The organism is Salipiger sp. PrR007 (assembly GCF_010499845.1).
Classification (GTDB): Bacteria; Pseudomonadota; Alphaproteobacteria; order Rhodobacterales; family Rhodobacteraceae; genus Salipiger; species Salipiger pacificus_A.
This window is the reverse complement of the sequence record NZ_JAAGOZ010000011.1, coordinates 15783-39586: the sequence shown is the minus strand read 5'-3', so window position 1 is coordinate 39586 and position 23804 is coordinate 15783. Positions and strand designations below refer to the sequence as shown.

General features: G+C 66.8%; 16 protein-coding genes. 10 read left to right on the top strand and 6 right to left on the bottom strand.

Translation table 11 applies throughout. The features are described 5' to 3' along the window. Positions 1 to 4: 4 nt before the first annotated feature. A complete protein-coding gene (locus G0Q01_RS03390) occupies positions 5 to 1651 on the bottom strand; it encodes a sulfatase-like hydrolase/transferase (RefSeq protein WP_164190347.1) in 1647 nt (548 codons plus the stop codon). Continuing rightward, positions 1648 to 2157, bottom strand: coding sequence for a MarR family winged helix-turn-helix transcriptional regulator (locus tag G0Q01_RS03385; RefSeq protein ID WP_164190345.1), 510 nt, complete (start codon positions 2155 to 2157; stop codon positions 1648 to 1650). Before G0Q01_RS03385 ends, G0Q01_RS03390 begins: the two co-directional genes overlap by 4 nt. A 141-nt stretch (positions 2158 to 2298) precedes the next feature. Here G0Q01_RS03385 and G0Q01_RS03380 point away from each other — a divergent pair, with 141 nt between their 5' ends. Together G0Q01_RS03380 and G0Q01_RS03375 are read left to right on the top strand one after the other, a co-directional pair. Further along, complete coding sequence (locus G0Q01_RS03380) at positions 2299 to 3354, top strand: TAXI family TRAP transporter solute-binding subunit (RefSeq protein ID WP_164190343.1); 1056 nt, start codon at positions 2299 to 2301, stop codon at positions 3352 to 3354. 77 nt (positions 3355 to 3431) lie between these two features. After that, positions 3432 to 5732, top strand: coding sequence for a TRAP transporter fused permease subunit (locus G0Q01_RS03375; protein WP_164190341.1), 2301 nt, complete (start codon positions 3432 to 3434; stop codon positions 5730 to 5732). Positions 5733 to 5802: 70 nt separating this feature from the next. Here the strand turns inward: G0Q01_RS03375 and G0Q01_RS27265 are convergent, their stop codons facing one another. Together G0Q01_RS27265 and G0Q01_RS03365 are read right to left on the bottom strand one after the other, a co-directional pair. Beyond that, a complete protein-coding gene (locus G0Q01_RS27265) occupies positions 5803 to 6843 on the bottom strand; it encodes a response regulator transcription factor (protein WP_370457170.1) in 1041 nt (346 codons plus the stop codon). A gap of 523 nt (positions 6844 to 7366) precedes the next feature. After that, on the bottom strand, positions 7367 to 7933 hold the full coding sequence (locus G0Q01_RS03365) for a hypothetical protein (protein WP_164190337.1): 567 nt from the start codon (positions 7931 to 7933) through the stop codon (positions 7367 to 7369). 542 nt (positions 7934 to 8475) lie between these two features. On the opposite strand from G0Q01_RS03365, the gene G0Q01_RS03360 reads away from it, so the two are divergent. Continuing rightward, positions 8476 to 11187: an HAD-IC family P-type ATPase gene (locus G0Q01_RS03360; protein WP_164190335.1), complete on the top strand. Its 2712-nt coding sequence runs from the start codon at positions 8476 to 8478 to the stop codon at positions 11185 to 11187. Here G0Q01_RS03360 and G0Q01_RS03355 read toward each other — a convergent pair. Continuing rightward, positions 11184 to 12458, bottom strand: a complete 1275-nt coding sequence (locus G0Q01_RS03355; RefSeq protein ID WP_164190332.1) for an MgtC/SapB family protein — start codon at positions 12456 to 12458, stop codon at positions 11184 to 11186. The genes G0Q01_RS03360 and G0Q01_RS03355 overlap by 4 nt on opposite strands. Before the next feature lie 447 nt (positions 12459 to 12905). Next, positions 12906 to 14336 (bottom strand): ferric reductase-like transmembrane domain-containing protein, encoded by a 1431-nt coding sequence (locus G0Q01_RS03350; RefSeq protein WP_164190328.1) that lies wholly within the window; start codon positions 14334 to 14336, stop codon positions 12906 to 12908. A 297-nt stretch (positions 14337 to 14633) separates the two neighbouring features. On the opposite strand from G0Q01_RS03350, the gene G0Q01_RS03345 reads away from it, so the two are divergent. The 7 genes from G0Q01_RS03345 (at position 14634) to G0Q01_RS27035 (ending at position 23412) form a co-directional block, all read left to right on the top strand. Continuing rightward, positions 14634 to 14819: a hypothetical protein gene (locus tag G0Q01_RS03345; protein WP_164190326.1), complete on the top strand. Its 186-nt coding sequence runs from the start codon at positions 14634 to 14636 to the stop codon at positions 14817 to 14819. A 460-nt stretch (positions 14820 to 15279) separates the two neighbouring features. Then, a complete protein-coding gene (locus tag G0Q01_RS03340; protein WP_164190324.1) occupies positions 15280 to 15921 on the top strand; it encodes a hypothetical protein in 642 nt (213 codons plus the stop codon). Continuing rightward, positions 15918 to 18302 carry a UDP-forming cellulose synthase catalytic subunit gene (gene bcsA, locus G0Q01_RS03335; RefSeq protein WP_164190322.1) on the top strand — a complete coding sequence of 795 codons (2385 nt, stop codon included), beginning with the start codon at positions 15918 to 15920 and terminating at the stop codon, positions 18300 to 18302. The genes G0Q01_RS03340 and bcsA overlap by 4 nt, the downstream gene beginning before the upstream one ends. Positions 18303 to 18306: 4 nt before the next feature. Then, on the top strand, positions 18307 to 20520 hold the full coding sequence (locus tag G0Q01_RS03330) for a cellulose biosynthesis cyclic di-GMP-binding regulatory protein BcsB (RefSeq protein WP_164190313.1): 2214 nt from the start codon (positions 18307 to 18309) through the stop codon (positions 20518 to 20520). Further along, positions 20517 to 21593, top strand: coding sequence for a glycosyl hydrolase family 8 (locus G0Q01_RS03325; RefSeq protein WP_164190311.1), 1077 nt, complete (start codon positions 20517 to 20519; stop codon positions 21591 to 21593). The genes G0Q01_RS03330 and G0Q01_RS03325 overlap by 4 nt, the downstream gene beginning before the upstream one ends. Beyond that, positions 21590 to 23005: a hypothetical protein gene (locus tag G0Q01_RS03320; RefSeq protein ID WP_164190309.1), complete on the top strand. Its 1416-nt coding sequence runs from the start codon at positions 21590 to 21592 to the stop codon at positions 23003 to 23005. Before G0Q01_RS03325 ends, G0Q01_RS03320 begins: the two co-directional genes overlap by 4 nt. Positions 23006 to 23280: 275 nt before the next feature. Continuing rightward, complete coding sequence (locus tag G0Q01_RS27035) at positions 23281 to 23412, top strand: hypothetical protein (protein ID WP_255455530.1); 132 nt, start codon at positions 23281 to 23283, stop codon at positions 23410 to 23412. The last annotated feature ends 392 nt before the right edge of the window (positions 23413 to 23804 follow it).

Here is a 23804-nt window from a genome sequence, read left to right as displayed (position 1 = left end):
GCCGCTACCGGCGGCCCACGGGCCTCAGGCTGTCAAAGGCCTTGCCCGTTGCCTCGTGATACTCCTGCTCGTCCCAGAAACCGATCAGGATGCCGGTCTCCGCCGCAACCTTCTGCCGCGCCAGCACTGCGGGCGTGGCGGTGATACGGGTATGGTGCCGCCGGGACCAGTCGAGCAGCGCCGCCTCCAGTCGCGCGCGGACCTGAACATGCTCCGGTGCCTCCGAGGCGCCAATGTCCACCAGTTCGCCGGGGTCCGTCTCCAGATCGAAAAGAACCGGCCGGAACCCCTCGCAGCGGATAAATTTCCAGCGTCCGTCGAAGATCATCACCGTATGCGCCTCTTCCTGCGGCTGGCCGAGGGTGCGGGCCATGTCGGACCAGTGATAATCGTGTTCGCTGATCGCATAGCGGCGCGAGATGTCTCCGGTGCCGTGCAGGATCGGCGTCAGGTCGCGGCCCTCGATCACATGCGGCTTGGGCGGACAGCCGAGCGCGGCCATGAAGGTCGGCGCAAGGTCGATCATCTCGACCAGCGCGTCCGACACAAGGCCGCGCGTGCCGTCGGCCTCGGGGCGCGGGTCGGCGATGATCAGCGGCACTTTCACCGCCATCTCGTGGTAGAAATCCTTGTCGCCCATCCAGTGGTCGCCCATGTAATCGCCGTGATCCGAGGTGAAGGCGACGATGGTGGTCTCGCTCAGCCCCTCCGCGTCCATCCAGGCAAACAGCCGCCCGAGGTTGTCGTCGAGCTGTTTGATCAGACCCATATAGGCCGGGATCACGTGCTCGCGGACAGGGTCGCGCGAGAAACTGCGGCAGACCCTTGCGCCGTGGTAGGCGCGCAGCAGCGGGTGATCGGTCTCGCGCTCTGCCTCGGAGCGGACGGGCGGCACGATGTGGCTCTCGTCATACATGTCGTGGTAGGGCGCGGGCACAATATAGGGCCAGTGCGGCTTAATATAGGACAGGTGGCACACCCAGGGGCGGCCGTCTGCCTGCGCCTCGCGCATGAAGTCCATCGCGCGGTCGGTCATATAGGCGGTTTCCGAATGCTCCTCGGGGACATTGGCGGCAAGCCGCGAGTTCTTCAGCAGCCAGGCCGAGAGCAACTCGCCATCGTCGTCGAGCCCCGAGTTGGCAAAATCCTCCCAGGGGTTTTCGGAGCTGTAGCCCTGCGCCACGAGGTAGTCGTCATAGGCGGACCAGTTCTGCCGCGGGCTGTCCGGGTGCAGACCGTCGTCGCGCTCAAAGGGCTCGAAGCCGCATTCCGAAACACGCACCCCGATCTCGCTGTCCGGATCGATGCCGAGCCAGGCCATTCCCTCGGCATCGGCGGTCATGTGGGTCTTTCCCACCAGCACCGCGCGGGCGCCCACCTCGCGCAGGTGATCGCCCAGCGTCGGCTCGCCGACCCGCAACGGCATGCCGTTCCAGGTCGACCCGTGGCTGCGCACGTAGCGACCGGTGTAGGCCGACATCCGCGACGGGCCGCAGACCGGCGACTGCACGTAGGCGTTGGAAAAGCGCACCCCCCGCGCCGCCAGGGCGTCGATATGCGGCGTATGCAGGTAAGGGTGGCCGGTGCAGCTGAGATAGTCGAAGCGGAGCTGGTCCGCCATGATCCACAGAACGTTGGGGGGCTTGGTCACTTTGCGCTTTCCTCCGTCAGCACGTCGTCCACGGGTCTGCGCAGGAAGGTCTCGAGCCGGTCGAGATAACCCACGAAGATCCTGATTTCCTCTTCGGAAAATACCTCGCGCAGGGCGGCGCGGCGGCGCGCCATCACCGGCGCCGCACGGGCATAGGCGGCGCGGCCCGGCGGAGCGATCTCGACAATGGTCTGCCGCCCGTCGCCCTCATCCCGGCGCATGGTCACATAGCCCTTGCGCCGCATCTCGGGCAGCGCCCGGCTCAGCAGAGAATGATCTGCCCGCTGGGTCGCCGCGAGATCGCGGATGGTCATCGGCCCGACCTCGTGGAGATCCCAAAGCGTGCGCCATTCCACGATCGAGAGCCCGCCGCCCCGCTGCAGGAACTGCTGCCCCTGCGAGCGCGACGCGGCGTAGATCGCCGGCAGGCGGGAAAAGACGTTGTAGTCCTCCCGCGCCCGGCGCTGCGCGATGCGTGCGGCATCCCGTTTGCTCGCATTGGTCATGATGAGCCTCCCGTTGCCCCGATAAAGCCCGAATAAATAATACGTGACAAGTCATATATATTCTGCGAGCGTTTCCCCTACGTCCCCGGGAACCGCGGGGCGTCCGCCTTTGGAGGAGGGCGGTGACCAAAGGGAGGAACCATGCTCAAACAGATGCTCATGGGCGGCGTTCTGGCGCTCGCGCCGGTGCTGGCCTCGGCCCAGGCCACGTTGACCGCCGAAACCACGACGCCCGGCTCGACACCGCATTACATCGATTCCACGCTTGCCGCGGTGCTCGACAGCGCCGGTGTCGCGACCATGCAGATCACAGAGGGCGCGACGCTGACCAATTCGGTGCTCGCGGTTGCCGAGGGCCGGCTCGACATGGCCCCTGCCCCGCTGATCCTGCCCTTCCTGCTGTCGCGGGGCATCGGCCCCTACGCCGGGGTCGGCCCGGAGCGGGGCGCCGAGCTGGCCTCGAACATTCGCGCGATTTTCTTCAACGCAGGCTCGGCGCAGATCCTCGGCTACTACAACAGCAACCCGGTCGAGGACATTCGCGACATGTCGGGCAAGCGCATCTGGAACGGCCCGCCGCGCGGCGCCGCGCTGACGTCGGGCCGGGCAATGATCCAGCTGCTCTCGGGCCTCAAGGACGGCGAGGGCTACGAAGGCATCCAGACCGACTGGCCCGACACCGTACCGACGATCACCGGCGGCGGCGCGGACGTCTGGACCATTCCCGAGGGTCTGCCCTCGGGTCGCCAGATCGCCATTGCCTCGGCGGGCGGGATCACCATCCACGACGTGCCCTCGGATCTTCTCGCCAGCGAGCTTGGGCAGCAAATCGTCGCCGCGCCGGGCCATGCGCCCTATTCGGTGCCGATCGAGGACTTCCGCGCCGCCTACGCGGGCAACGACATCACCGTGGTCACCGACGACGACACCTTCGACAGCTTCGCCACCGCCTTCGGCCAGATCGTGCCCGCCGGGCTGGACGAGGAGCTCGTCTATCAGATCACCAAGGCCTACCTCGGCGGCGAGGAGCGTTTCATCACCGGCTCGCCACGTGGCCCCTTTGCCCGAATGAGCTTCGGCGACATCGACGGCACAAGCCAGGGTGCCTGTGGTGCGGTGCAGATCAAGATGCACCCCGGCGCCATCCGCGCGTTCGAGGAGGCGGGCCACAGCATCGCCGACTGCCTGCGCCCCTGAACAGGCCCTGATCCCAGAAATCCGGCGAGGCCGCCCCGATGGCCCCGCCGACCCCGCCCCAGCAAGGCCTCGGTGACATGACGCAGCAAGACATCACCCGCCCTCTGGGCAAGCGGATCGCCCTGGTCCTCGCCGTGATCCTGGTGATCGTCGGCATGATCAACACGATGCCCGAGATCCCCGGCCTGCAGGACTGGGCGCGCGAGGCGACCGGACGGCCGTTTTTCCGGGTGTCGGGCTTTCCGCCGGAGTATTTCTACCCGCCGGTCTTCCTGGTGATGATGCTGATCGTGGCGCTCGACTCCAGCGTCTATAGAGAGTGGAAATGGGACCACCCGGAGCGCGCCTGGCTCGGCGCGCTGCTCGACGCGGGGCTGATCCTCGCCGCCCTGCTCGCGGCGGTGGGCTTTCTGGTGGAGGTGGACTCGATCTGCCTCATCGACCAGATCACCGGCGAGCGCGCGCGGCTCATCCAGGAGGCCGCCGAGCGCTCGGCCGGGGTGATCCCGGGCATCTCCTTCGAGGCCGAGGTTCCCGCCTGCCAGGCTCGCTTCGGTATCTGGATCATCCCCCTGCTCTTCACCATCATCACGCTGTTCTTTCTCTACAACATGCGGGTCTGGGGTCTGCCGCTGGTGGCGGTGGCAAGCGTCGTCGTGCTCTATACGGTTGCGACCGCGCTGATCTGGATTTTCGATCTGTCGGACAACAGCTTCCTGCTCACCAAGCTCGGCGCCGACGGCGGTGACGTGCGCGCCGCTGCCATCCAGAAAGCCACCAATGTCTTTGTCACCCCCGATGGCTTCATGGGGCGGTTCATGGACATCGTGGTCAACCAGGTCTTCCCCTATGTGGTGCTGGGCGCGCTCTTCGGCACCTCGGCCGGAGGCACCTCGCTGATCAAGCTTGCCGTGCGGATGACGCGCCGGCTGCGCGGCGGGCCGGCGCATGCGGCCATCGTCTCCTCAGCCCTCTTTGGCACGATCACCGGCGGGCCGGTGACCAATGTGCTTTCCACCGGGCGGCTGACCATCCCGATGATGCGGCGCAACGGATTCTCGCCGCAGTTCGCGGGCGGCGTCGAGGCGGCCGCCTCCTCGGGCGGGCAGATCATGCCACCTGTGATGGGGGTTGCGGCCTTTGTCCTCGTGGCGCTGACGGCGGTGCCCTACACCAAGGTGATCACCGCCGCCTTCCTGCCGGCGCTGGCGTTCTTTTTCTCGATTTTCCTCGCGGTGATGTTCCAGGCCCGCAAAGACCGGATCGAGGCCATGCGCGAGCTCCCCGAGGACCTGGTGATGCACCGGCAGGACTGGCTGAACCTGGTGATCATCGTGCTGCCGATCCTGACCATCCTTTTCCTGCTCCTCGGCTCCAAGGACACCATCGGGGACAGCATGGTGGCGGCGCTGCTGCCGGACTTCGTGACCCAGATCATCACCAATGCCACCGGCGACGCAGTCTCGGCAGGCTGGTGGGCGGTCGCGGTGCTGCTGCCGCTGCTCTTCCTCGATCCCGAGACCCGCGCAAAACCCTCGAAGGTGCTGCTATCGCTCGCGGATGGCGGCATCCTCATATCGCGGCTGTTTCTGCTGCTCTTTGCCGTGTCGATCATCTCGGCCTTCCTCAACGAGAGCGGCCTGACCGGAGAGCTGACCCGCGCCGTCACCACCTGGCTCGAGCGCGCGCAAGTGCTGCATCTCTTCGGCCTCGAGATTCCCATCGTCGGCGGCGTTTACCTGATGCTGGCGCTGGTGTGCGCCATGCTTTGCGCCATCCTGCTCGGCATGGGCATGCCGACCGTGCCCGCCTACGTCAACGTCGCCCTGCTGCTCGGCCCGCTGCTGTCGAGCCTTGGCGTCAGCTTCTTCACCGCGCATATGTTCGTCTTTTACTTCGCCGTGGCTTCGGCGATCACCCCGCCGGTCGCCATTGCCGCCTTCGCCGCGGCTTCGATCACCCGCACCGAGCCCATGCGCACCGGGCTTGCTGCCGTGCGCGTGGGCATCGTCATGTTCGCGATCCCCTTCGTCTTTGCCTGGTACCCCGAGCTGCTGCTGATCGAAGAAGCGGTGACGATCACCGACGACATGGGCCGGCGGGCCTTGATCGAAGGCTACAGCGGTGAGGTCGAGATCACCGCCCTGCTCTTGCTGGGCGCCCGGCTGATTTTGGCACTCTACCTGCTTGCCTCGGCGCTGACCCGCTTCGACCGCCGGGACCTGGCCCGCTGGGAGCAGGTGCTCCGGCTGGTCGCTGCGGTTCTCATCCTGTGGAAGACGGTGCCGCTCATGACGCTCGGGCTGGCCCTCGGGGTCGGGCTGATGGTCCTGCACGCCATCACGGCGCGCGGCGAGCCCGCACGCACGCCGGTCTGACGCCTCCCACAGCCACGTTCAGCGCGCCCCGGGCAACCAGAGCGCAAGACGCGCCAGCGCGGAGACCTCCTCAGCTCAAGCGGCCCGGGCCGGGAAAGACACCGGGGAAGTGCATGGTCGCGCTCTTTTCGATGCGACGCAGATGTTCGGCCGCGCGGGTATCGCCGTCCTTTTCCCGAGCGGCGGTGAAAAATCCGGGCGCCGGGTTCTTGCCGTCGGCGAGCAGCGCCGCAGCATGCAGGTTGCGCTGGTTCGGCAGCGGTTGGTAGATCGGCGTGCGGGCAGGCGTCGCCGGGTCCGGGACCGGCACGCTCCGCAGCCGCGGCGTCGGACGCTTGGCGAGTTCGCGGCGCGCGGCGATCAGCGCGGCCTCCGTGCGGTTCTTTGCCCCGAGCTTGCGCATCACCTGCCGGACGTGCAGCTTCACCGTCGCTTCGGTGGTGTCGAGGACGCGGGCGATCTCCTTGTTGGAACGGGCCTTGCCGAGGTGGTCCAGCACGGCCAACTGGCGTGGTGTCAGATCGGCGAGGTCAGGCTCGTCGCTTTCTGCTGCGTCGCCGGGGTCTCCGGCCTGCTCGGTCCGTGTCTGCCGCGGGCTCATACGCGGGGCAGCCGCGACGGTGCGGGGCGCGGCGCCATGGTCGCCGGACGTCCGCCCGGACAGGTCGGGCAACTGCTCGGGATCGCCGGACGGCGCGGCGCCCGGCTCTCTCGAAGGCTCCGAGGATTGCAGCAGATCAAGCACCGACGGTGGCACGAAGATGCCCCCGTGCAGGGTCAGGTCCAGGGATTTCAGAGCGACCGCCGGGTTGGTCGATGCCGGAACCACCCCCCGCGCCCCGGCCTGGAGCGCGCCGCGCACGAACTCTGCGCTTGCAGCTTCGCAGAACAGCACGACGGGTCCAAACCGTGCCGTCTGGCTGAGCGTGCGAACGATGCCGAACCATATCTCATCGCTGGTGCTGGCGCCGGTATTGATCACGCACATACCGCCCGTCGCCTGCGGAAAGATGTCGCCGGCTTCACTTGCGGCGATCTCTTCGATCCGCAACCCGTGGAGCCGCGCAAACCCCGAAAGAAATTGGGAAAGCTGTGCGCGCGTCAGGGGCATCTCATCCACGATATAGAGGATGGGCTCCTTTGAATTTGAAATGCTCACTGCATCAATCTTCCGTGCTGTGTCCCTTGTTGAGCGGGATCTCATTAAAGATGAATTTCAGAATCTTCTTTCTCGAAAATATGCAAATTCTTGAAGAGCTCACTACAACTTCAAGTATAGCACCGCGATGAATTTGAACGCCTCGGAATATATCTCTCAGCGCGGCCTTGGCGGATTGTCGCTGAGCGCCGGGCCCTCGAAAATTTTAGACATGACGGCCCAGCGTGGAATTGGGATTGGATAGGTACATCGCTTATCGTTTGTGTTTCGTGCGTTACCTCGGATCATTGACCGACGTTCAAGGTGGCGCTTCGTGGCCTAAGCATCGAAATCCAGAATCTCGGCCGCAGGGTAGTCCGCCGCGTGCGACAGGCACCTTCTGCCCGCACTTTGCTTCATCGCGTTGTGCCAGCGCCCTCCGTCGCAGGGCCTGCGGCCCTCAATCCACCCGACTCAATCGACTCGCCGGCCGCGCTCAACCGATGGCCAGCGATGCATCGATCGACGAACCCGAATAGGTATCCTCGATCGCGATCGCGCCGGTGCTGACGTCGGCATCGGTATGCGTCGCGCTGACGGCCACATCGAAATTCACCGTCGCGACATTCCCGCTTTCGACCTGCTGGTAGCTATCGAGGAGATAGCTGCTCTCGGGCGTGATCATCAGGGTGCTGCCAGTGTCGATGCAGGCAAAGTCCACCGCGATCAGTTGGGTCCTGGTTTCTGACCAGTTTTCGCCCGTCGTGGTCGTCGTCCGGGTGAAGACGAAGTCCGCGCCCTCGACATCGCAATATGCGTTCGTCGCTGCGGTTTCAGCCCCACCCTCGGCGGCAGCGAAAAACGTCCCGCTGCCAACTGCGAAAGACCCATAATCCGTGTCGCTGAGTTCCGCGGTCAAATCTGCGCTCGCCCGGGTGTGTTCGCCCCCCGCCTCCGCGGTGCCCCCGATCTCCACGTCCATGGCAGAGGGGCTTTGCTCCGAAGCCGCCCCCAGTGCGCCTGCGACTGTTTCAGCCAGATGCTCCAGGTAGTCCACGACCATGGCGATCGTCTTTTCGGACCAATCTCCTTTTTGGAGCATCCTGCCGGCGCGTGCTAAAGCTGCCCAATACAATTCGCCCCTCCTTCGAATACTCTCAATTCCGTCGCACACAATGGTAATGCGAATGGGCGCAAATTTTTCTGCAATAACGAAACCCCCCGGACTCTTACGATATGGGCTGCCTGGGCCGCGGAGCGGATGCCCCCTATGCGCTCGGAGCTCACTCAACTCAAAGGACTTTTCGAGCCTCCTTGCGCACCGGGCCCGCGGAGCGCGCAAGAAGTCTGCGCGCCCCTATCGAAAGGAGAAACGCCCTCGGGCGACGTATTAGCCGAAAGATTAGACGAGTTTCGCGCGGCGGATCACCGGGCCAAGCGACATCATCGTCGATCGCGCGCTGCGAGTCTTCTTCGCGAGTCCGAGACAAAAGGTGCGAAAGCGCCGCCGCGGGGTACCATTGGCCTAGCCAATCCCTCGTTCGCCGCGGACTGCCGTTCTGCGGGCGGGCGAACGCCTCTCTTTCTGCCGGAAGGATCGCTCCGATGCAGCCGCAAGACACCAGTCCCCCGCTTCACGCGCTTCCGCCCGGGGCCGCGCTCGACCGGCTCGAGACCGCGGCCTCGGGCCTCAGCGCCGCCGAGGCTGCGCGGCGCCAGGCCAGGTATGGCGCGAATGTGCTCCCCGAACCGGCGCAGCGCCCCGCGGTCCTGCGCTTCCTGAGGCAGTTCAACAACGTGCTGATCTACGTGCTGATCGGCGCGGCCATGGTCACCGCAGCCCTGCACCACTGGGTGGACACCGGCGTCATTCTCGCGGTGGTGCTGATCAACGCAGTCATCGGCTTCGTGCAGGAGGGACGCGCCGAGGATGCCATGGACGCGATCCGCCGCATGCTGGCGCCGCGGGCTTTGGTGTTGCGGGACGGCAAGCGGAAAAGCATCGAAGTGGCAGGGCTGGTGCCCGGCGACATCGTCTTCGTCGATGCGGGGGCCCTGGTGCCGGCCGATCTAAGGCTGCTCGAAGCGCATGCGCTGAAGGTGCAAGAAGCCGTGCTGACCGGCGAGTCGGTCCCCGTCGAGAAGAGCACCGCCCCGGTGGCCGAGGACAGTGCGCTCGGCGATCGCAGCCCGATGCTGCATTCCGGAACGACGGTCGCCGCCGGGACCGGAACAGGCGTCGTCACCGCGACCGGCCCCGCGACGCAGATCGGGCAGATCAGCGGGATGCTTGCGCGCGTCGAGACCGTGCGGACGCCCCTGCTGGCGCAGATGGACCGCTTCGCCCGGTGGCTCACCGGCATCATCCTCATCGCCGGGGTGGTGCTGCTGGGCTATGGCAGCCTCGTGCGGCACCTCCCCTTCGGCGATCTCTTTATGGCGATCGTCGGCCTCTCGGTGGCCGCCATCCCCGAGGGGCTTCCCGCCGTGCTGACCATCACGCTCGCCGTCGGGGTGCGGACCATGGCGCGGCGCAATGCCATCGTGCGTCAACTGCCCGCCATCGAGACGCTGGGCTCGGTGTCGGTGATCTGCTCGGACAAGACCGGCACGCTCACCCGCAACGCCATGACGGTCGCCAGCCTCGCCGCCGCCGGGCGGCTCTATACGGTGGCCGGTGACGGCTATGCTCCCGAGGGCGCGATCCTTTGGCAGGACAACCGGGTCTCAGCGGACGAGCACACCGTTCTGACCGAGGTCGCCCTCGCCGCTGCGCTTTGCAACGACGCGCTGCTGCAGGACGCCGGGACCGGCTGGCAGGTCGAGGGCGATCCGATGGAAGGCGCGCTGCTGGCGCTGGCGGGCAAGATCACTGGCGCCGGCCTCGCCCGCTTCCACCAGTGGAGCCGCACCGACGCCATCCCCTTTGATGCGGCGCACCGCTACATGGCCACGCTGCACCACGATCACGAGGGACATGCGCAGATCCACCTGAAGGGCGCGCCCGAGGCGGTGCTCGCGCTCTGCCGCGACCAGCGCAGCGACTTCGGCGGCGTGGCGCCACTCGACCGAGACCACTGGCAGGCGATGGTTGAACGGCTCGCCGCCGAAGGGCAGCGGGTGCTTGCCATTGCCCAGCGCGCGGTGCCGCCCGCGCAAACCGTACTCGACAAGGCCGATCTCGACGGGCAGCTCACCTTCATCGGTCTCATCGGCCTGATCGACCCTCCCCGCCCCGAAGCCATCGCCGCCGTCGCCGAATGCAGGAGCGCCGGCATCCGGGTGAAGATGATCACAGGCGACCACGCCGCGACCGCCCGCGCCATCGGCCGCGCGATCGAGTTGCAGAACATCACGCGGGTGCTCACCGGCGCTGAGATCGAGACGATGGACGATGGCGCGCTGGCCGCGGCAGTCGTCGGGACGGACATCTTCGCGCGCACCTCGCCTGCCCACAAGCTGCGCCTAGTCACCGCGCTGCAATCGCAGGGGCTGACCGTCGCCATGACCGGCGACGGGGTCAACGATGCCCCGGCTCTCAAAAGGGCCGACGCGGGGATCGCCATGGGGCTGACCGGCAGCGAGGCCGCCAAGCAGGCCGCCGCCGTCGTGCTGGCCGACGACAATTTCGCCTCGATCGTGGCGGCGATCCGCGAGGGCCGCACGGTCTACGACAACATTCAAAAGGTCATCAGCTGGACCCTGCCCACAAGCACCGGCGAGGCGATGACGGTCGTGGTCGCGCTCTTTGCCGGGATGGCCTTGCCGATCACCCCGGTGCAGATCCTCTGGGTCAACCTGATCACCGCCGGTACGCTGGGGCTCGCGCTCGCCTTCGAGCCACCTGAGGAAGCCGCCATGCACCGCGCGCCCCGTCCCCGCGCGGAGCCGCTGCTCTCGGGCACGCTGGTCTGGCACATCGTGCTCGTTTCGGCGCTGTTTCTCTTGGCCGTCTTCGGGATGTATTTCCACGCCATCGCTCGCGGCCATCCCGTGGCGCTTGCGCAGACAACCGCGATGAACACGATGGTGATCCTCGAGACCTTCCACCTTTTCTTCATCCGCAACATCCACGGCAGCTCGCTCACCCTGAAGGCCGCCCGGGGCACGCCGGTCATCTGGGCCTGCGTGCTGATCGTGGCCGGCGCGCAAGGCGCGATCACCTACCTGCCAGTGATGCAGCCCATCTTCCACACCGCGCCGGTCCCCTTGGCCGACGGGCTTCTTGCCTTCGGGATCGGCATCGTCTTTCTAATGCTGCTGGAGGGCGAGAAGCAGCTGCGGCTCCGGCGTCTCGGCGCGCGGCGCGCCGTCTAGGGCGGCGCAGGCGCTCCGAGCATCAGCACCGCGCCGCCTGCGACAATCGTCAACAGGTAGACCGGCAGCACCCGCAGCCCCAGCGCGCGGCTCCCGACAACCAGGCTGATCGCCGCCTTCACCACCGAGTTGACCGAAACCGCGATGAAAATCGCCACCGCCCCGTGAAACACCGAGAGGTCCGCCCCGACGAGCCGCGACACCGAGATGGTCAGCGCATCCACATCCGTCAGCCCCGACAACGCCGCTGCCGCGTAGACTCCCGCTTCTCCGAGCCAGAGCCGAAGGTAATGCACCCCGAGCAGCACCGCCGCGAGTACCCCGCCGAAGCCGAGCGCCGCCCCGAGCTCGAGCGGGTTCGCGAGCCCCTCGACCGGCTCGTCCGTCGCTGGGCCCGTCGGCGCGCGCACCGAAAGCCCTATGGTTGCCAGCAGCCCGACACCGGCCATGACCGCCACGGGCAGCACCAGCGCACCGAGCAGCGCAGGGCCAAAGACCGCGACCAGCGCCAATACGCGCAGGAACGCCACCGAACCCGCCGCGACGATGCCCACCGCCGCCATCGGCGCAAGGCTGGGCTGCGCCTGCACGACACGTGACAAGGCCAGCGTCGTCGAGGTCGACGAGGCGAGCCCTCCGCAGAGGCCCGTCAGCAGCATGCCAAGCTTCGCCCCACCGAGGCGGATCGCCACGTAGCCCAGGAAGGAGAGACCGGCGACCACCACGACGGCCCACCAAAGGTCGTAGGGATTGAGCACTCCCCCGGGCCCGTAGCCCCGGTCCGGCATCAACTGCAGCCCCACCACAGAGATGAGCGCGAGCTTGAGCACCGCCGAAAGCTCTCCGCCGTCCATGCGCGCCACCCAGCCATGCAGCCGGGATTTCAGCGACAGCAGCAGCGCGCAGATCACGCCCGCCGCGGCGGTGGGGGCCATTTCGCCCAGCACCGAGGTGGCGCCGAGCAAAAAGACGAGAAGCATCGCGATCTCGGTGGTCAGCCCCGCATCGCCCTCTGCCCGCAGGGTGAACCAGTAGCTCACCGCGAGCAGGCCGCTCAGCGCCAGCAGCACCGCGGCCGGCAGCACGACTCCCGAAACCGGCACCAGAGCGCCCGCCACGCCGCCAGTCAGACCGACGAGCGCAAAGGTCCGGACCCCGGCGACCCGTGCGCCCTCGCGTTCGGCCCTTCCGTGCCAACCACGCTCGAGACCGACCAGAAGCCCGATCGCCAGCGCGAGCCCGAGCCTTTGCAGGAGTTCCATATCCGTCATGGTGGCCGCAGGGGTCCCTCATCAGATTTCGTCCAGCCTACCAAGAGTGTGGGAGCCGCGGGACGATCCAGATCAATTGGCGGTCAGAGCGCGTCTACGCTCACCATGCTTGCCGCGGATCGGCGCAAACGGCATCATCTCGGGGATTTGACTCCAAGCCTTCGCCCCAGAAAGGCAATTCATGCGCGCATTCCTCTCTTGCCGCCGTCGCGCGGCTCTCGTTCTACTTGTCCTGATCGCCCGCCCTGCTGTTGCTGCCGATCTCTCCGCCGGGGCCCAGGCTTGGGCAGCCAACTGCGCGAAGTGCCATCGCGACCCGGCACGTATCGCCTCGGCCGTCCCTGCTGCGGGCGACGCCACGGGGGCGGCGCGGCTCGACCGCTTCCTCGCCGATCATCACGCTAAGGACCCCGCGACCCGCGCAGCGATCCTCGCCTGGCTAGAGGATCAGGCCAGCCAGTAGGCCAGCACCATGGCCACGACCCCTCCCCAGAGCGCCGCGAAGCCCGCCAAGATCCGGCGATCCTTGGCCGAGGCGCGACCCGCTGCGTAGCTGAAGCGCTCGTAGCTGATCGCCTGCATCGGCACCCCCATCTCCAACGCCGTGTCCGCGACGAAGGTCATCATCGGTCCGGGGCCGCAGGTCATCACTTCGCAGGCAGCGGGATCGAGCCCTTCGAAGGCCTGCGCGAGATGCCCCCGCATCAGGGGGCCGCGCAGCAACGCGCCGCCGTCATTGGCCCGGTCGGAGATCAGCATCGGCACCACCCCGAGCGCCGCGCAGGCTGGACGGTAGAGATCTGGCGGCACCATCGCCTCTGCGCTCCGCGCGGCATAGATGAGCCGCACCGGCCGGCGGCTCTGGCTGCGCGCGAGATGCGCCAGGATGGACAGGATCGGCGCGATGCCCACCCCGCCGGCGACGAGAACCAGCGGCCCCTCGCCGCGCGGCACGAAGCTGCCATGCGGGCCGTCGACCGAGACCCGTGTCCCCGGCGCGAGCGCTCCGATCCCGTCTGTGAAATCCCCGGCCTCCTGCACGAGAAAGCGCAGCTCCGGCTCGCCGGGGGCGGAGGCGATAGAAAACGGATGATCGTGCAACGGCAGGCGCTTGCGCCCGAAGGCGACCCAGGCGAACTGCCCTGGCTCGAAGCGCAGCCCGCCGCCCTCGGGCGGTGCGACCCTCAGCAGCCAGAGGCGCTCTCCGGCGGGCTGTGTCGCGCGGAGCGTCCAGCCCTGCCGGTTCGGCCGAATGAGGCGGACGGCGTAAACCCAAAGCGCCGGAAGGGTCACGGCGAGCGCGAAGAGGATCCAGAGCACCGCGCCGAGCGCCCCTGCCCTGCCGGCGTTCACCGCGTGCCAGACCACCAGCCCCACGAGGGTGACGGCCCCGAGCGCGTGCCCGGCCCGCCACATCTGGTAGCGCATCCCCATCCGATCGCGCAGCAGCGCGAGACAGACCAGGACGGCGAGCAGAATGAGCGCGAGCCGCGCCTCCCAAAGGCCGGGGGCTGACAGGACGAGATCGACACGCCGGGCGAGTCGGCCCGGGCGGTCGGCGTCCGGCAGCCCGATCACCGCCAGAACGTGCACCAGCGCCAGCAACAGCGCCACCGGCGCCGCCCACTTGTGAAAGGCCATGGTGATGTCGATCCCGATCCGCCCCGAGATCGCCTCGAAGCGCCCGCTCGTAATCATCTGCAACAGGATCATCCCCGCAGCGGCCACCCCTGCCCCAGTCGCCAGCCGCATTGCGCCCTGGCCATGCCCCTGTCCGGTCAGCAACGCCGGCAGCAGCGGCAGCGCGATCACTGCGGCGTAGCAGAGCGCAAGGGCAAGCGGCGGCAGGCCGCGCCGCTTGGGCGGCGTTGGGGGCATGGCGATGTCTCCTCGATCACCGCGACTCTAGCTGCATTGCCGCGACATTCCTTGACACGGATCACGCCACGCCAGGGCGCGAGGCCGGAAATGCGCTCGGGTGCGCGATTCACGCAGGACGCGCACGGGTTAGAAAGCCCTTGCTGCGGAGACCGAAATACAGGGGATATCCCTTCATTCTTCGGCAACCGATTGTTTCCGCGCATTTCGCTTGCCATTGCAATGGAGATGACGCTACCTCATGACGAGAATCGCCTTAATTGTTCCTTATTTTTACGAGTATCTTGGAGGGCCATCATGAGCCTACGCAACCGCCGCCTGTTCAATTGCCGATCCTGCGGCCACAAGATGCGCCTCGGCGCCGTCGAGTGCGGGAGTTGCTACCAGCCCACTCCGCGGATCAACCGCCTGCCCTTGCCCTTGCTGCTCGGTCTTCCGCTGGCCGCGTTGCTCGTCATCCTCACGTCGATTTATTTCCACTAGAACAGCTGGTCGCAGCGCGGCGGGACTGAGCCGCCTGGGAGGCCAGTCCGCGCATTGCCCCAGGGGCGCCCTCTCCGGTCAATTTCCTGCCGCCGCATCTTCACCCCCCCAAGCCCCTTGTCGGCGCAACCCGCCGAATCGTGTGAGGCCGGCTTGAAGCGACCGGCACCGGGCAGTCCGCTCACCGCCCCGAGGCTGTACCAAATTTTGACGATAATTTGTCCGATCGGCCCCTCGTGGGTGTTCGTTCTTTGAGCACCATTCGGAAAAATCTGGCTGCTCGCCAATTTTTTCCATGGATTCGTCAGGGAATTGTGTTCTTAGTGTGAACGTCTCTTCGGGGTATTTTGACCCTCCGGACATATATTGATCTGACTATTTGTGAAGTACATTGGTGTGTTTGTTTGAGGGGTGCCTTGTTTTGCCCGGCAATTTTCTATCGTTGCGCCGCATTGCGCAATTGAGACGTAAATGTCGACTCGAGTTCGTCGCTCTGGTCTTCATCGCAGCCTGCGATACCTTCCCGCTCACCCCGACGGAGTTCGACAGGGAATTTCAGCAGGCGACCTTCGTGCTGCAACCGCAGGCCGATGCCTGGCTGTCGACCCGAAGCGCCCAAGTGGTTTTGGAGCGACGTTTCCGCGGCCGCAGCGAACAGCACATCCTGCTTCCCAACCCGACCGCCATCTCGGGCGAGAACTACATTCTTCTCCGCTCGCATGGCACCGGCCGCGCCAGCATCGGACGGTTCCAGCCGCTCGAACTGCTGAAGTCCGCCGGAGGCATCCCCTATCCGTTCACCGCCGCCGAAATCCGCGGCATGACGACGGAGACCGACGCGCTCGGCCAGATCGATTGGGCGCACTGGACCAATTACTCAGGATTAACCTGTGTGCTCGCCTTCCGCCGCTTCGACGGGGCGAACCGCACCATTCCCGCCGGCGCAGGCGCCATGGACCTCGCCATGCGCAATTGCGTCCACGGCACCGTGGAAGAGGCGCTCGCCCCGATCGCGCCGCAGGGGGCGAGCTTTGCCGCCACGGGACTCGCCGAAGAGGCCGCCCCCAAGATGTTGTCCCCGCTCGCAGGACCGCTGCCATGAAATTCCTTGATCTCGTTTCCGCAACCGGGGCCTTGGCCCTCGCCCTCGCATGGGCCGCGCTTTTTGCCGTGGTGGTGTTCCTCGCCTCGGTGCCGACCTCCGTCGCCACGCAGGCGCTGCTGTCGCTTCTGGCCTGCAGTCTGATCTACGTGATGAAGCCCGGGGTGACCTCGAACATGACCCTGCGCTTCGTCGTCCTGTCGATCGCCGGCACCTTCGTGCTCCGCTACTGGCTTTGGCGCCTCTTCGAGACGCTGCCCTCCTTCGAGGACCCGGTCTCGCTCGCCGCGGCGCTGGTCCTCTTCGCGGCCGAGAGCTTCACCGTCGCCATCTTCTTTTTGACCGCCCTGATCAACTCCGATCCGGTCGATCCGCCCAAGCCCGCCCCCGTACGCCTCGAAGATGTGCCGACGGTCGACATCCTCATCCCCAGCTACAACGAGAGCGAGGAGCTGCTTGCAGTGACCCTCGCGGCGGCGACGCGGATCAATTACCCCGCGGACAAGAAGCGGGTCGTGCTCTGCGACGACGGTGGCACCGACGCGCGCTGCAACCACACCGACCTCGAGACGCGCCGCCGGGCGCGCGAGCGGCGGGCGAGCCTTCAGGCGCTCTGCAGGGAACTCGGCGTCGAATACACCGCCCGCGCCCGCAACGAGCGCGCCAAGGCCGGCAACCTCAATGCCGCGCTGCAGCACCTCGATGGCGAGCTGGTGCTGGTGCTCGACGCGGACCACGTACCGACCCGCGACTTCCTGGCGCGCACCGTCGGCTACATGGTCGAGAACCCTCGGCTCTTTCTCGTGCAATCCCCGCACTTCTTCACCAACCGCGACCCGATCGAGCGCAATCTCGCGTTGCCCGAGACCTCGCCCTCCGAAAACGAGATGTTCTACGCACAGATCCACCGGGGCCTCGACCGCTTCGGCGGGGCCTTCTTCTGCGGCTCGGCGGCCCTGCTGCGGCGCCAGGCGCTGGACGAGGTCGGCGGCATCGCCGGCGAGACCATCACCGAGGATGCCGAGACGGCGCTGGATATTCACGCGCGCGGATGGGAGAGCCTCTATCTCGATCACGCGATGGTGGCCGGGCTGCAACCCGAGACCTTCGCCTCGTTCATCCAGCAGCGCGGTCGCTGGGCGACCGGCATGATCCAGATGCTGATGCTGAAGAACCCGATCTTCCGCAGCGGCCTCTCACTGAAGCAGCGCCTGTGCTACCTGAACTCCATGAGCTTTTGGCTGTTTCCGGCCATCCGCATGATCTTCCTCCTCATGCCGCTGCTTTACCTCTTCTTCGGTCTCGAAATCTACGTTGTCACGACGCAGGAGGTGCTGGCCTATATCCTTCCCTATCTGCTGATCGGCTTCATGGTGCAGAACGCGCTGTTCGGCAGCGTCCGCTGGCCGCAGATCTCGGAAGTCTACGAGATCGCCCAGACGCCCTATCTGCTCAAGGCGGTGGTGCATACGGTGCTGCGGCCGCGCGATGCCTCCTTCAAGGTCACCGCCAAGGACGAGACGCTGGACCACGCCTTCCTGTCGCCGGTCTATGCGCCGCTGGCGGTGCTCGCCGCGCTGCTGCTGGCGGGTCTGGTTGCGGGGGCGTACCGCTGGGCCGCCTTCCCCGGCGACCGTGCGGTGGTCGAGATCGTTGGCGCGTGGAACCTCTACAACTTCCTGCTGGTCGCCTACGCGCTGCGCGCGGTCTTCGAACGCCCGGACCAGCTCGACCGGCCGCGCTGCGGGATCTCCAGTCCGGCAATGCTGCGCTGGTCCCAGTCCGCGCCGGGCGACGACGAGCAGGCCGCGGAGGTCCAAGCCGAGATCGTCGCCTTCACCCCCCGCAGCGTTACCCTGCATCTCGGCAACGATACGCGGTCGCGCCACGGGAGGGTGTTCCGCGAAGGGGCCTCGACGGGCCTGAAGGTCGAACTCGTACCGACCCTTCCGCAGGCCCCAGAGCTCGAAGCGCCCCTGCCTCTCAAGGTGAAGGCCGTGCGCTCCGACGTGGAAGGAACACTGATCGAGCTCGACGTCGCGCCCGCGCAGATGATCGCGGCAAGCCGGCTGACCGCGCATCTGGTCTACGGCGACAGCCTGCGGTGGCACTTCTTCCGGAAGGTCTATCCCCAAGGCAGCACACTGATTGCCGGGCTCGCCTACGTCGCTGGCAAGAGCCTGATGTCGGTGCCGAAGTCAGTGATCGGTTTTCTCACCGAGCCAGCTCGCCGGCGCCGCGAAGCGACCGAGGATGCCATGCGTGGCGAACCCGCCTTCGTGGTTGCGCCAATGGACCGCCCGGAGCCCCGCCCGGCACGGGCACCGCTCGAGGCCGCCGCGGTGGCCGGTGCCGCAGATTACCTTGTGATCGAGGAGTGACGCCATGAAACAGTGGATCCTTCCCCTTCTTGCCGCCGCGCTCCTGCCTGCCTTCGCGCATGGCGTCCGCGCACAGCAAATTCTCCTGGACGACATGCCGGAGCTTCCGGCGCAGGACGCTTCAGTTGCGCCGGCCGAGCGCCTTGCGCAGAGCGCGGTCCCCAGGATGGACTGGACAGCCGCCACGCCCATGGCAGAAGAGCGCACCGACGGGCTGCCGGTCCTGCTGCCGCTGCGCCCGGTGGTGCCGCAAGGCGCCGAAACCGAGGGCTACCGCGTGCAGGGGCAAGTCGGCGAAGCGCGCTTCGTCCTGTTTCTGCCGCGCAAGGCGGAGGGTGCCGAGCTTGAGCTGACCACGCTCAGCTCGATCAACCTTCTTCCAGAGCAGTCAAAGATCCGGGTCGAAGTCAACGGCACCACCATCGGCACCGTCATCCCCGATAACTTCGACGCACTCGGGACGGATGCCCTCGCCATTCCCGGCAGCGCACTAAAGCCCGGGCGGAACGTGGTGACCCTGCGCTTCCAGCAGGTTCACCGCGTGTTTTGCGGCCCCGACGCGGCCTTCGATCTCTGGACCGATGTCCTGCTGTCGCAGAGCGGCATCAAAGTCGCACCGAGCGATTTCGGCGCGGACGCCCCCGGTTTCCTAGCGGCGGTCGCGGCACAACTCGGGCGCGGACAGCCGCTTGTCGTGGTAGAGAGCCATGGCTCGGGCGACGTGGCTTCGATGACCGCCGCCATGGCCCGGGTCGAAAGCCTGTTCGAAGGCCTGCCGCCGGAAATGCGGATCACCGATCCCTACGCGGTCGCCACGGTCCCGCCGGCGCTGGCGCGGGTGACGCTGCTGCCCGAGGAATTCTCTCCTCCCGACCTGCCGCAATTTCGCCGTGGCGGAGATGGCGCGCTGGTGCTTGTGGCAAATGCCGCCCATCCCGAGCAGGTCGCACGGGTGATGCTGAGCGCCTTTGACGAGGGGCATCCCGCCAACCCGGTGCCGCTGCTTCAGCCCGGCGTGCCACGGTCGCTAGCGGACCTCGGCGCCGGGCGCCTGGTCGGACAGGGAAATTACATCCGCGAGACGGTGCGCTTTCAGCTTCCCTGGGATTGGCTGGTGCTATCGGCGCAGCGTGCGGAGCTCCGGCTCGACTATGGGTTTGACCGCGATCTGCCAAAGGGCGCCCTGCTTCTGGTGAAGATCAACGACGCGACCGTCCACCTTCTTCCGCTCGACGAGGACGACAAGGCGGGACAACGGGTTGAGACCCTGCGCATTCCCTTCGCGGCGAACATGCTCGACCCCGGTGTCAATCAGCTGACCTTCGAGGCGCTGGTTCCCGGCGATGCACCGGACGAGGCCTGCGCGCCGCGCAGCACGCCGATCTTCGAGATCTTCGACACGACGACGGTGGAAATCCCCACGGCGCCCAGCATGTCCGTCGCACGGCTCGACCTGGTGCTGGATGCGCTGAGCCCCGAAAGCGTCCGGCTGAGCGAGGCCGCCGCGGACGCCCTGCCGCTTGGTCTTCTGCCGCGCCTGGCCTCGGTCTTCGTTGGCCATGGTGCCAGGGCACCGGGAGCCGCATCTCTGACCATCGGCGTTCCCTCCGACCTGTCGACCCTCGGCGGGGCCATCCTCGGGGACGCCACCTCGACGCTGCAGGAGGCGATGCTGATCGCGCCACATCCCGAGGAGAAGGAACTCGACGCCTGGGCCAAGGTCGACAATGGGCGCTGGTGGCGCGCTTTCTACGACACTGACAAGGTTGGCACCGCGATCCGGGCCTTCCGAGACCGGCTCGCCGCGATCTGGCGCGGCCCGCAGTCCGAGCTGGACGCCTGGCTCGAAGGGCGCGCCGCCGACGCCATGCTGCTGCAGCCCGACCTCGATCGCCCCGGGGACATCTGGCTCATCCTCCGCCCCAACCTCGCGCCCGAGAAGCTTGTTGCGTCTCTGATCGACGGTGGCGGGCGTCTCGACGTCCCGCGCGGGCAGGTGTCGCTGTTCACGCCCGACGCGGGCTGGCAGAGCTGGCACTCCTCGAAACGGAGGCTCAAGCTGCACGAGCCGCTGACCCTCGACAACGCGCGCAGGGTGGTCGGCAATTACGCCTCCCTCGCACCGCCCGTGTTCATCGTCCCCATGCTGGCGCTGTCCCTGGTCTCCGCGATCCTCGCAATGGGCGTCATGATCATCACGCGACGGAGGAAGAAATGAACCGACGCGATCTTCTCGCCTCCCTTTCCGCAACTGGCCTTTTCGGCGCGCTTTCCCTGCCGGCGGCGGGCTTGGCGGCAACCTCCTCAACCAGCCTCGAGGCCGGCCTTTTCGATGTCTGGGAGGCCTGGCGCGATGCCAACATGGACGCGACTGGCCGCGTGATCGACCGGCTACAGAAGACGTCGAGCCATTCCGAGGGGCAGGCCTACGGCATGCTGCTGGCCGCGATGATAGGGGATCGGGCGACCTTCGAGCGGCTGGACGCCTGGACCCGGCTCAACCTCGCCATCCGGCAGGATGCCCTGATGGCCTGGCGCTGGCTTCCCGACGCGCCGGTACGGGTGCCCGACCTAAACAATGCCAGCGACGGCGACCTCTTCCGGGCTTGGGCCCTGCTGCGCGCGGCGCGGCGGTTTGATGCCCCCGAATACCGCACCGCGGCGGAAGCCATCGTGCTCGATCTCGTCCGGAGCTGCATCGTCCACCGTCCCGGTGCCGACCCGCTTCTGCTGCCCGCGGCCCGTGGGTTCGAGACAGAGGCAGGGGTCCTTTACAACCCCTGCTACGCGATGCCGCTGGCGATGCAGGAGTTGGCGGCCGAGTTCAACCAACCGGTGCTCGCCGCGGCGGCCCGCGGTGCGGTCGAACTGGCCCGCCAGCTCGCGCTCGACGGCGTTGTCCCCGACTGGGTGGAGGTGACACCGCAGGCCCTTGGGCCGGCCCAGGGGTTCTCCTTCGATGCCGGCTACGAGGCGATGCGCGTGCCACTCTATTTGATCTGGTCGGGCCTGGGGGATCACCCCGCGGTCCTGCGCTTCGCCGAGGCCCAGTCTCGCGTCCCCCCGGGCCTCGCCGCCACCCGGCTCAGCCGCGGCTCCGGAGAGGCTCTCACGACCAGCGCGGAGCCGGGATACCGGGCCATCGCCGCGCTCGCGACCTGTGCCGCGAGCCAAGAGATCGGCTCGCGGATCCCGCCCTTCTCGCCAAGCGCCCCCTATTATCCGGCAACCCTGCAACTCTTCGCCCTGATCGCGCAGGCCGAAGCCCTACCCACGTGTGTACCGTTATGAAAAAGTTCCATTTTACCCTCGCCCTTCTCGCCATGACCCAAGCCCTCGGCGCGCTGTCCGCTCAGGCCCAGTCGCCCTCCGACAGCGATCTCCAGGCGCTGCGCTTCTACATGAACGAGGCCAATGACTTGGCCGTCCGCTCCGAGGTTCGCCGGCTGCAACTTCGCTATCCCGACTGGGTGGTTCCCGAGGATCTCGCCACGCTGCAGCAGATCGCACCCGACGAGGCGGTCGCCAGCATCTACCGCGAGATCCGCTCGGGCAATTTCGTCCGCGCCCGCACCCTCATCGAGGAAACCGGCCGCGCAACCCCGGGCTGGGCCCCCTCGCCCGAGTTGCTTGCGGCCCTGTCGATTGCCGAAGCCCAGTCGAGCTTCGATCAGGCGGTCTCGCGAGGAGAGCCCGAGGCCGCCATCAGGATCGCACGCGCCACCCCCGAGCTGCTGCGCTGCGAGCGGGTGAACAATGCTTGGCTCCTGGCCGAACAGTATCAGGCCGCGCGCGAGCCCGCGCTGGCCCTTACGACGCTCAACGGCGTCGTCCGCAGCTGCTCCGATCCCAACATCCTCGTTGCCACGCTTGAGAAATCCGTGGCCGTCGCCAGCCTCGAGGAGCTCGCCGCCATGGCAGATGCGGCCCGCGCCGGCGCGCCGGGCTCCGCCCAGCGCCTGACCTCGGTCGAGAACCGTCTGCGCGCCGGGCTGCAGACTCAGCCACGCCCTCTTGCCTCCGCCACGCCGAGCGGCGCCCCCGCCGCCTTCGATGCGTCTGCTGGCGCCCTCTCCTCGAACAAAACCCAACGACCGTCGGCGCAGCCTCCGCTTGCCCCCTCGCCGCGCCGCACCCTGTCCGGCGGCGCCTCAACAGCGCTGTCGCAGGCGCGCACCGCCGCGCAACGTGCCGATTGGTCAACCTGCCTTGCCGCCTCGGCCAAGGGCACCAGCCCCGAGATCGTCTCCCAGCGCGCTTGGTGCGCGCTCAACGCGAAGCGTCCGATGCAGGCTTTGAACGATTTCAAACTTGCGGCAAGCCGGTCGCCCACGGCAGAAGGCCGACGCGATGCCCGCTACGGGATGGCGCTGGTGATGCTGCAGCTGAACATGGTCGACCAGGCCGCGAACGTCGCTGCCACCACCCATTTCTCGGACCAGCAACGCTTGGAAGTCGAGACGCAGATCCTCGACAAGCGCGGCGTCTCTGCCTACGAACGCCACGACTACCGCCGAGCCATCGCCTATTTCGACGAGCTCGAACGGCTGAGCGGCGTGGTCCGGCGCGATATCGCGCTGCTGCGGGGCTATGCCTATCTCAACTCCGGCCAGCGCGCCCGCGCCCGGGTCGAGTTTCAGGCCATCCACGACAAGCTGGCCACGCCGGAATCGCGCCGCGCCCTCTCCCGCGCGCTCCACTGACCGCCGGGCGGGCCGCTCTCTTCGCCGACGCAGCGCTCCGGCCTGCGTGACCGATCAACCGCAGAGAGCGGGCGGCCCTTTCGGTGGACCACGCATGGGACGTCGCAACAGAGCCCCTACGCCCATCACCCATTGCAGCGATCCGAATAGAGAGGTATTCATAGTTTTTCTAAATAAATCAATATATTAGATCATATAATATCTACCGACGCACCGATTTCCTCCGCGCCCGCGGACCAAATATTCTTTTAAATCCCATTTTTAGGAATTGCTTCATGACCAAGATCGAAATCGAACGCGAGCGCCACCAGAGCACCCGGCGCCAGCGCAGGGCCCAGATCTTTGAACTGCTGGCAGGCACCGCAATCTTGCTCTGGGTGATCGCCCACTTCGGCGCCGGAACCTGACGTCTGGATCTGACGCCGGTTCTGACAGCACTGCTTGACCGCCTGACCCACCGCGCCAACATCCTCGAGAGGAATGGCGAGGGCTAAAGGCTCACGCAAAACCGCGCGCGGAACGCCGGTTGCACCCCGTAGAGAGCCGAGGCGCGCGCGTGAGCCCGCCGCTCGAACCATCGCTCGGGTGTGACGAAGGTGGGCCACGCCGTGCGATCAAACTCGGCGATCAAACTCGATGGATCGGGATCCTGAGACCCCTGCGCTCACCTGACGCATCGAACGCCTTGGGCGTGATGTCCCAGGCATGATGGCACTCAATCTCGCGGCAGAAGCTGCGCCAGAGCCGCTCGGACCTGTGCTGCGAAGATAATTGGAAATGACGGAACTGCGACGAACGG